Genomic DNA, 9,740 nt, shown 5'->3' on the forward strand with positions numbered 1-9,740 from the left:
CCGCCGGAATGCCGGCCACAGGAGCGCCTGCCGCCGGAATGCCGGCCACAGGGTTCTTCTGGCACGAGCGCTGCTTCTGGCACGACCCGGGCGCCATCGGGGTCTTCTCGGCCCCCGGCGAGTTCCTGCAGCCGCAGCCCGCCTCGGAGAGCCCGGAGAGCAAGCGGCGGCTGAAGAACCTGCTGGAGGTCACCGGCCTGATCGACCAAGTGGCGGTTCGCAAGCCACCGCCGGCTCGCCGCGAGGATCTCGAGCGCTTCCATACGTCCCGCTACCTGGAGGCACTGGAGGCCGGCGACCGGGGCCGCGGCGGCGATGGCGGCGACTGCGCCCCCTACTCGCCGGGTAGCCTGGCCGCCGCCTGCCAGTCGGCGGGGCTCGCCATTGCCGCGGTGGAGGCCGTGGCCACGGGAGAGCTTCAGCGCGCCTATGCGCTCTGCCGTCCCCCCGGCCACCACGCCGAGGCCGACCGTGGCCGGGGCTTCTGCCTGCTGGGCAATATCCCGGTGGCCGTGATGCGGGTGCGTGCCCTGGGTCAGGCAGGGCGCGTGGCGATCCTCGACTGGGACGTGCACCACGGCAACGGCCAGCAGGCGGCGTTCTACTCCGACCCCGAGGTGTTCACGGTCTCGATCCACCAGGCGGGCAACTACCCGCTGGATACCGGCACCTTCGAGGAGCAGGGGGAGGGGGCCGGCGAAGGCGCCTGCCTCAACCTGCCGCTGCCGCCCGGCTGCGGCCTCGGGGCCTATGACCACGCCATGAGCGAGCTGGTGCTGCCGGCGCTCGAGTCCTTCGCGCCCGACCTGATCGTGGTGGCCTGCGGCTATGACGCCTGCGCCAAGGACCCCCTGGGCAAGATGCTGCTCAACAGCACGGCCTTCGCGCGCATGACCCGCCAGGTCCGCGAGCTGGCCGAGCGCCTCTGCCAGGGGCGGCTGGTGATGGTCCACGAGGGTGGCTATTCGGAGGGCTACGTCCCGCTGTGCGGCCACGCGGTCGTCCAGGCCCTGGCCGACAGCGACATCTCCGTGCCTGACCCCCAGGACGAGGAGATCGCCGCCTGGCCCTACCAGGCCCTGCAGCTCCACCAGCGCGAGCTCATCGACGGCTGGCTCGCGGCCTGGGCCGCGGCCGGCCGGCTCTGACCTCCGTTTTCGATGACCGATTCTTTCACGACAGGAACCCAGACCCATGACACCGCTCCATGATCGCGACGGCTGGATCTGGCATGACGGCGAGTGGCTGGCGTGGCGCGACGCCCGCACCCATATGCTGACCCATAGCCTGCACTATGGCATGGGTTGCTTCGAGGGGGTGCGCGCCTATGACGGCCCGCGGGGCACGCACCTCTTCCGGGTGGCGGAGCACACCCGGCGGCTGATGGATAGCGCTCACGCTCTCGATATACCGTTATCTTTCGATGACGAGACGTTGATCCGGGCCCAGCGCCAGTGCCTGGCGCGCAACGGCCTGACCAATGCCTACCTCAAGCCCACGGTGTATCTCGGCGCCGAGGGCCTGGGGCTCAGGGCGAAGGGGCTCACCACGCATGTGATGATTCCTGCCTGGGACCTGGGCGACTACATCTCGCCCGAGGCCGCTGCCATCGGCCTGCGTGCGCTGACCTCCTCCTGGGCGCGGCACCACGTCAACATCAGCCTGTGCCGGGCCAAGACCAACGGCCACTACGTCAACTCGATCCTGGCGCTCAACACCGCCGTGAAGGCGGGCTTTGACGAGACCATCATGCTCGACCCGGAGGGCTATGTCGCCGAGGCCTCGGCGGCCAATGTCTTCCTGCTGCGCGACGGCGTGCTGCATACCCCGGAGGTGACCTCCTGCCTGCAGGGCATCACCCGCGACAGCGTGATCCGCCTGGCCACGGAGGTGCTGGGCATCGAGGTGCGCGAGCGGCGTATCACTCGCGACGAGCTCTATATCGCCGACGAGGCCTTCGTCACCGGGACCGCCGCGGAGATCCTGCCGCTGCGCGAACTGGATGGCCGGCACATCGGCGCCCGGGCCGGCGCGCCCCCGCCGGACAAACCCATCGCCGAGGCGTCGCTGACCGCTCGGCTGCAGCGGCTCTACCACCGGGTCACCCGGGGCGATCTCGGCGATGACCTGCAGGGCTTCGCCGGCTGGCTGACCGACGCCTGAGCCGCCGGCCACCCACGTTGACATCCGACCCTGCCGGCCGTGGTAGCCTCGCGCTATCCCGCTCGCAAGGACGACGATGATCATGGCCCTGCTGGATGGCATCCTGTGCCTGGCGCTGCTGCTCGCGACCCTCTGGGGGGCGATGGCCCTGGGCCATCGCCTGGCGCTTCCACGGCCCGGGCGATGGCTGGTGGTGGGGGACTGGCTGCTGGCGGGGGGCATCTGGCTGTGGCTTGCCTGGCAGGGCGCACGGCTGGGGCCGCTTGTCGCCATGGCGGTGCAGATGGCCGCGCTGCTGGCCTGGTGGCGGCGCCTGACGCCGGCGAAGGATTTGGCGTGGGCCGAGGATGTCGCCCACCTGGCGACGGGGGATGTCGAGGGGCAGCGGCTGACCCTGCACCGGGTGCGCCACTTCGACTGGCAGACCCCGGACGAGGCCCGTGGAGGCTGGGAGCGGCGAACCTATGACCTGCGGCGTTTGCAGTCGGTCGATCTGTTCGTCTCGAGCTGGGGCCGGCCGGGTATCGCCCACGTGCTGGTCTCCTTCGGCTTTTCCGGCGAGGGGCCGGGCGAGGAGGCGTTTGTGGCCTTCTCGGTGGAGGTGCGGCGCGAGCGCCGCGAGCGCTTCTCGGAGATCGGCGGCTTCTTCAAGCAGTACGAGCTGGCGATCATTGCCGCCGACGAACGCGACGCCGTGCGCCTGCGCAGCAACGTGCGGGGCGAGCGGGTCACTCTCTACCATGTCACCCTCCCGCCCGAGGCCCGTCGCGAGCTGCTGCTGGCCCTGGTGGCGGCGGCCAACGACCTGGAGCGCAAGCCGCGCTTCTACCACACCATCACCGCCAACTGCACCACCCTGGTGTTCGCCATGATGCGCCAGATCATCGAGGGGCTGCCGCTGGACCATCGCCTGTTGCTCAGCGGCCTGCTGCCGGGCTATATCCATGACCATGGCGGCCTGGTGGACGGCTACTCCCTGCACGAGCTGCGCCGCCTCGGCGACATCACCGAGCGCGCCCGGCAGGCCCATGATGCCCCCGATTTCTCGCGTCGGATCCGCGAGGGGGTTCCCGGCTGGGAATCGCCTGACCGCCGCCCATGAAAAACGCCACGACGCGGGCGTCGTGGCGGCATTTCCCTCCTCCCTGGGCATCATCCCGATGCCGTTCTCCCTGGGGGGCGTCCTGCTCCCTCGCGTCCCTGGCGACATTCCCGGCAGTATCCCTTGCCTGTCCCCGATGTTATCGCCGATCCCCGTGACAGCGCCGTGATGGCCGGATGACGGTTGCGTGACATCCGGGGGCGGGCCGTGCCGGCAGCCCAGGCATGCTTCTGGTAGAATCCTGCGCCGTTTCGTCTCAATCCAACTCTTTTTTCGGGAAAGCTGTCATGAATGCAGTAATCATTGCGGTGCTGGTGATGGTGGGCCTGTCGCTGGCACGGGTCTCGGTGGTCTTTGCGCTGGTGGTCGGTGCGCTGGTCGGGGGGCTGGTCGGCGGGCTCTCCATCGAGGCGACCCTGGCGGCCTTCAATGACGGCGTGGGCGGGGGCGCCAAGGTGGCGCTGGCCTACGCGACCCTCGGCGCCTTTGCGGTGGCCATCTCGCGCTCCGGGCTGCCGGACTTGCTGGCGCACCGGCTGATCCGGCTACTCGGCCAGGAGGCCACCGCCAGCAGGCAGGCCGTGGTGAAGTATCTGCTGCTCGGCGCGGTGCTGCTGGTATCGATCTCCTCCCAGAACCTGATCCCGGTGCACATCGCCTTCATCCCGATCCTTATCCCGCCGCTGCTCAAGGTGATGAACCAGCTGCGCCTGGATCGCCGGGCGGTGGCCTGTGCCCTGACCTTCGGCCTGACCGCGCCCTACATGCTGCTGCCGGTGGGGTTCGGGGCGATCTTCCTCAACGACATCCTGCTGGCCAACATCAACCAGGCCGGCGAGGCGCTGGGCCTCGAGATCAGTCGCGGCATGGTGCCCCTGGCCATGGGCGTGCCGGTAGGCGGCATGGCACTGGGCCTGCTGGTGGCGGTGTTCATCAGCTATCGCAGGCCGCGCGACTACGAGGCGCTGGACGTGGCCACCAGCAACGTGCCGCACCACCACCCGGAAACCCATGAGCCCCATGCCCTGGGGCTTGTGATGTCGGTGGTCGCCATTGTCGCCGCCCTGGGCATCCAGCTGTGGACCGGTTCGATGATCCTCGGCGGGCTGGTGGGCTTCGCGCTGCTCTCGGTGGGGGGTATCTTCAAGTGGCGCGAGGCCGACGACCTCTTCACCAGCGGCATGCGCATGATGGCGCTGATCGGCTTCATCATGATCTCCGCCTCGGGCTTCGCCGCGGTAATGACCGCCACCGGACAGATCGAGACCCTGGTGGCCGCAAGCGTCGAGGTGATCGGCGACAACCGTGGCCTGGCCGCACTGCTGATGCTGCTGGTGGGCTTGTTCATCACCCTTGGCATCGGCTCGTCATTCTCCACCATCCCCATCATCGCGGCGATCTTCGTGCCCCTGGCGGTGCAGTTCGGCTTTTCGCCGCTGGCCACGGTGGCGCTGGTGGGGACCGCCGCGGCGCTGGGTGACGCCGGCTCGCCCGCCTCGGACTCCACCCTGGGGCCGACCTCGGGGCTCAACGTCGACCGCCAGCATGACCATATCTGGGACAGCGTGGTGCCCACCTTCCTGCACTACAACATCCCGCTGATTGCCTTCGGCTGGCTGGCGGCGATGACCCTCTGATCGCGCGCCCTGCGAGAACGACGACGGCGGCCCTGAGGCCGCCGTCGTCGTTTCTGACCGTCACGTGTCCGGGAGGTGGCTCTCGAGGGAGGCCAGCAGGCCGCGCAGCAGCGAGAGTTCGCGGCGAGAGGGCTGTGCCCGGGCGAACAGCGCCTCGAGCTGCTCCTCGGTGCGGGCGTGGGGCTGGGTGATGAACCCGCTGTGCCGCATCACCCGGCGCAAATGGTCGTGGAAGTGGCCGAGCTGCTCGCGGGTCGGCTGGCGCTCCTGGCCCGGACGCGGTGGGCGGTAGCCGCTGTCGGGGCGCCGCCGCCAGGCGGTGAAGAGCTCGTGGGCCAGGACCTGCACCGCCTGGGAGAGGTTGAGGATGCCGTAGTCGGGATTGGCGGGGATGCTCACCTGGTGGCTGCAGCAGCGTATCTCGTCGTTGGTCAGGCCGAAGCGCTCGCGGCCGAACACCAGCGCCACCGGATCCTGGCTGGCCTCGCCCACCAGGTCCCGGGCCATCTCGTCCGGCTCGTCGAAGTGGGGCAGCGGCAGGCTGCGCAGCCGTGCGCTGGCCCCGACGACCTGGACGCAGTCGCTTACCGCCTCGGCCAGCGAGCCGACCACTCGGGCGCTGTCGACCAGGTCCTCGGCGCCTGCGGCCAGACGCGAGGCCTCGGGGTCGGGGAACTGACGGGGATTGACCAGCACCAGGTCGGTCAGGCCCATGGTCTTCATGGCCCGGGCCGAGGCGCCGATGTTGCCGGGGTGGTAGGTCTGGACGAGGACGATGCGGATGTTCGATAGCATGGGCGGGTAAGGGGACGCTCCGTGAGTGTGGCGGTATCTTACCGGGCCTTCGGCCAGCCACAAGGGGCAAGGGACAAGGAAACCCGTTGGCAACCGCAGTGCCGCAAGCACGCTACTATCATCCTTGCTCCTTGCTCCTTGCTCCTTGCTCCTTGCTCCTTGCTCCTTGCTCCTTGCTCCTTGCTCCTTGCTCCTTGCTCCTGACGTAAAAAACCCCGCCGGCTCCCGCCGGCGGGGTCTGTCTCAGGGCTTGCCTTGAAGGGCAGTGCCTGGGGCAGGGGGGGGGCTGGCTTACATCATGCCGCCCATGCCACCCATGCCGCCCATGCCGCCCATGTCCGGCGCGGCTTCCTTCTCGTCCGGGTCGTCGGCGATCATGGCCTCGGTGGTGATCATGAGGCCGGCAACGGAGCCAGCGGACTGCAGGGCAGAGCGGGTCACCTTGGCCGGGTCCAGCACGCCCATCTCGAACATGTCGCCGAACTCGCCGGTCTGGGCGTTGTAGCCGTAGTTGCCTTCGCCTTCCTTCACCTTGTTGAGGATGACGGAGGCTTCCTGGCCGGCGTTGGTGACGATCTGGCGCAGCGGGGCTTCCATGGCGCGCAGTGCCAGGGCAATTCCATGGTTCTGGTCCTCGTTGTCACCCTTGAGGCCGGCGAGCTTGGTCAGCACGCGCACCAGGGCCGTGCCGCCCCCCGGCACCACGCCTTCCTCGACGGCGGCGCGGGTGGAGTGCAGGGCGTCCTCGACGCGGGCCTTCTTCTCCTTCATCTCCATCTCGGTGGCGGCACCGACACGGATGACGGCGACACCGCCGGCGAGCTTGGCGACGCGCTCCTGGAGCTTCTCACGATCGTAGTCGGAGGAGGTCTCCTCGATCTGTGCGCGGATCTGGCCAACACGCGCCTCGATGTCACCATCCTGGCCGGCGCCATCGATGAGGGTAGTGTTCTCCTTGGACATGGTCACGCGCTTGGCGGTGCCCAGGTGGTCCAGGGTGGCCTGCTCGAGGGTCAGGCCGACCTCCTCGGAGATCACGGTACCGCCGGTGAGGATGGCGATGTCCTGCAGCATGGCCTTGCGACGGTCACCGAAGCCCGGTGCCTTGGCGGCCGCGACCTTGACGATGCCACGCATGGTGTTGACCACCAGGGTAGCCAGCGCCTCGCCCTCGATATCCTCGGCGATGATCACCAGCGGCTTGCCCGCCTTGGCCACGGCTTCCAGGGTCGGCAGCAGTTCGCGGATGTTGGAGATCTTCTTGTCGACCAGCAGGATGTAGGGGTCTTCCAGCTCGACCGCCATGGTGTCCTGGTTGGTGACGAAGTAGGGCGACAGGTAGCCACGGTCGAACTGCATGCCTTCCACGACATCCAGTTCGTCCTCGAAGCCGCGACCCTCGTCGACGGTGATCACGCCTTCCTTGCCGACCTTCTCCATGGCGTCGGCGATGATCTCACCGATGCGCTTGTCGCCGTTGGCGGAGATGGTGCCGACCTGGGCGATGGCCTTGGAGTCGGTGCAGGGCACGGACAGCTCCTGGACGCCCTCGACGGCGGCGGCCACGGCCTGGTCGATGCCGCGCTTGAGGTCCATCGGGTTCATGCCGGCGGTGACGGCCTTCATGCCCTCGGTGACAATGGTCTGGGCCAGCACGGTGGCGGTGGTGGTGCCGTCGCCGGCCACGTCGGAGGTCTTGGAAGCGACTTCCTTGACCATCTGGGCGCCCATGTTCTCGAACTTGTCCTTGAGCTCGATCTCCTTGGCCACGGAGACGCCATCCTTGGTCACGGTCGGTGCGCCGAAGGACTTCTCCAGCACCACGTTGCGGCCCTTCGGCCCCAGGGTGACCTTGACGGAGTTGGCCAGGAGGTCGACGCCGCGCGCCATGCGCTTGCGGGCATCATCGGAGAACTTGACTTGTTTTGCTGCCATTTTCGTATGCTTCCTGTGAGTTCGTGAACGTCAGTATCGAGCAGTTGCGGGTCGTGTCCGGGATCAGCCTTCGACGACGGCCAGGATGTCGGACTCGCTCATGATCAGTACTTCCTCGCCGTCGATCTTCTGCTTCTCGACGCCGAAGCCATCCTTGAAGATCACGGTGTCGCCGACCTTGACGTCGAGCGGGCGAACGTCGCCGTTATCGAGGATCCGGCCGTTACCGACGGCCAGGACCTCGCCACGCGTCGGCTTTTCCTGGGCATTTCCCGGAAGCACGATGCCGCCAGCGGTCTTCTGTTCTTCTTCAACGCGACGGATCACGACGCGATCGTGCAAGGGACGGATGTTCATTGCTCACGTTCTCCTGATGGTTTGCTGTGCCAGGACATTGTCCGGGCGGTTTTCATCATCTACCCGCAGTCATGCTGCGGGGTGGAGGCGGGGTTCGCCTTCCTTGTCGATGGCCCGGGAGTAACCCGTGCCGAATCCTGATGCTGTCGGATAAGTGGGGCTCGGCATTGGGCTTTCAAGGCCCCACCTGAAAATTTTTTGCACCCCGCTCAGCGCGAGTCGTCACGGGAGATGAACTCGCCTTCCAGGGGCTCGTCCTGACGGCCGCCGTGCGGGTCCTTGTCCTGCTCGTCGGTGTCCCGCCCGTCGCGGGTCTCCCGCCGCGGACCGGCCTGCTGCCAGTCGGCATCGGTCCCCTGGCGCGGGCGATAGGTCTCGGCATGCAGGTGCAGGCCCTTCATGCGCACGCCCACCCAGCCCAGCAGCCTGGCCAGCAGGCGCCGCGCGTTGGGGATCAGGCACATGAAGCCCAGGGCGTCGGAGAGGAAGCCGGGGGCCATCAGCAGGGCACCGCCGAAGATCAGGGCCGCCCCGGTCAGCAGTTCGCCCGAGGGAATCTCTCCCTGGGCCATGCGCTCCTGGGCGCGGGCGAAGGTGGCCACGCCTTCCCGGCGGATGAGGTGCAGGCCGATGAAGCCGGTGGCGAGGACCAGCAGCAGGGTGCTCAGCAGGCCGATCTGGCTGCCGACCGAGAAGAGGATGACGAAGTCGAGCAGGGCGAAGAGGGTGAAGAGGACGAGAAGGGGCATGATGACTCCACGTGTGACCGTTGCGCAGGTGATGGGGGCAGGGCAGGGGAATTCAAGCCGTCACCTCGCCGTGCGGGCATGATGGAATCTCCTTCCATGTTTCGCTATGGTGATGGTGCGGTGCACCATAACAAGGTTATACCTTGAGCCGGCTCCCGAGCCGGCGGTTGCCCGGCTAGCGCGCTGAGAGCGCGATTTCCCATCCCCAGGAGAAGCGCCCATGAAACTCGACAATACCGTTATCGCCATCACCGGCGGCGCCCGCGGCCTCGGCCTGGCCATGGCACGCCGGCTCGGTGGTCAGGGGGCGAGGCTCGCCCTGATGGACATGGATGGCGATACCCTGGACAGTGCCGTCTCCGCCCTGCACGCCGAGGGGATCGAGGCTCGCGGCTTCGTGGTCGACGTGGCCGACGAGGCGTCGGTGACCCAGGCGTTCCAGGACATCGCCGCCTCGCTGGGGCCGATCCACGGCCTGGTCAACAATGCGGGCATCGTGCGCGACGGCCTGCTCGTCAAGGCCAGGGATGGCAAGGTGGAGAAGACCCTGCCGCTGGAGCAGTGGCAGCAGGTGATCGACGTCAACCTGACCGGGGTCTTCCTGTGCGGGCGCGAGGCGTCGGTCCAGATGATCGAGGCCGGCCACCAGGGCGTCATCGTCAATATCTCGAGCATCTCGCGGGCCGGCAACATGGGCCAGAGCAACTATGCCGCGGCCAAGGCCGGGGTGGTGGCGCTGACCACGACCTGGGCATCGGAACTGGCACGCTACGGCATTCGCGTCGGGGCGGTGGCGCCGGGCTTCATCGAGACGGACATGACGGCGGCGATGCGCGAGGACATGCTCGAGAAGCTGACGGCGGGGGTGCCCCTCGGACGGCTCGGCCAGCCCGAGGACATCGCCGAGAGCGTGGCCTTCATCATGACCAACGACTACTTCACCGGGCGGGTGGTCGAGTGTGACGGTGGCCTGCGCCTCTGATTCACGGCGACAGGGGGAGG

The 9,740-nt window shown here is 68.0% G+C and carries 9 protein-coding genes; 5 read left to right on the forward strand and 4 right to left on the reverse strand.

Annotation, left to right across the window (positions count from 1 at the left end; translation table 11 throughout):
* Positions 1 to 38: 38 nt before the first annotated feature.
* The 4 genes from SCI24_RS12505 (at position 39) to SCI24_RS12520 (ending at position 4,902) form a co-directional block, all read left to right on the forward strand.
* Complete coding sequence (locus SCI24_RS12505) at positions 39 to 1,148, forward strand: class II histone deacetylase (protein WP_318725693.1); 1,110 nt, start codon at positions 39 to 41, stop codon at positions 1,146 to 1,148.
* A gap of 46 nt (positions 1,149 to 1,194) precedes the next feature.
* Positions 1,195 to 2,163, forward strand: coding sequence for a branched-chain amino acid transaminase (locus SCI24_RS12510; protein ID WP_318725694.1), 969 nt, complete (start codon positions 1,195 to 1,197; stop codon positions 2,161 to 2,163).
* Positions 2,164 to 2,245: 82 nt separating this feature from the next.
* Positions 2,246 to 3,265, forward strand: a complete 1,020-nt coding sequence (locus SCI24_RS12515) for a DUF4105 domain-containing protein (RefSeq protein ID WP_318725695.1) — start codon at positions 2,246 to 2,248, stop codon at positions 3,263 to 3,265.
* 287 nt (positions 3,266 to 3,552) lie between these two features.
* The gene (locus SCI24_RS12520) at positions 3,553 to 4,902 is read left to right on the forward strand and encodes a Na+/H+ antiporter family protein (RefSeq protein ID WP_318725696.1); all 1,350 of its coding nucleotides are present in this window, start codon (positions 3,553 to 3,555) and stop codon (positions 4,900 to 4,902) included.
* 60 nt (positions 4,903 to 4,962) lie between these two features.
* Here SCI24_RS12520 and SCI24_RS12525 read toward each other — a convergent pair whose 3' ends face one another.
* The 4 genes from SCI24_RS12525 to SCI24_RS12540 form a co-directional block, all read right to left on the reverse strand.
* Positions 4,963 to 5,697: an RNA methyltransferase gene (locus tag SCI24_RS12525; protein WP_318725697.1), complete on the reverse strand. Its 735-nt coding sequence runs from the start codon at positions 5,695 to 5,697 to the stop codon at positions 4,963 to 4,965.
* A 291-nt stretch (positions 5,698 to 5,988) separates the two neighbouring features.
* Positions 5,989 to 7,632, reverse strand: coding sequence for a chaperonin GroEL (gene groL, locus SCI24_RS12530; protein ID WP_318725698.1), 1,644 nt, complete (start codon positions 7,630 to 7,632; stop codon positions 5,989 to 5,991).
* A 63-nt stretch (positions 7,633 to 7,695) separates the two neighbouring features.
* On the reverse strand, positions 7,696 to 7,989 hold the full coding sequence (locus SCI24_RS12535) for a co-chaperone GroES (RefSeq protein WP_010628243.1): 294 nt from the start codon (positions 7,987 to 7,989) through the stop codon (positions 7,696 to 7,698).
* Positions 7,990 to 8,198: 209 nt separating this feature from the next.
* A complete protein-coding gene (locus SCI24_RS12540) occupies positions 8,199 to 8,738 on the reverse strand; it encodes an FxsA family protein (RefSeq protein WP_318725699.1) in 540 nt (179 codons plus the stop codon).
* Between the two features lie 220 nt (positions 8,739 to 8,958).
* Between SCI24_RS12540 and SCI24_RS12545 the strand changes: the two genes are divergently transcribed.
* Positions 8,959 to 9,720, forward strand: coding sequence for an SDR family oxidoreductase (locus tag SCI24_RS12545; protein ID WP_318725700.1), 762 nt, complete (start codon positions 8,959 to 8,961; stop codon positions 9,718 to 9,720).
* Positions 9,721 to 9,740: the final 20 nt, after the last annotated feature.

The sequence above is a fragment of the Halomonas sp. genome, from assembly GCF_033549285.1.
Lineage (GTDB): Bacteria > Pseudomonadota > Gammaproteobacteria > Pseudomonadales > Halomonadaceae > Halomonas.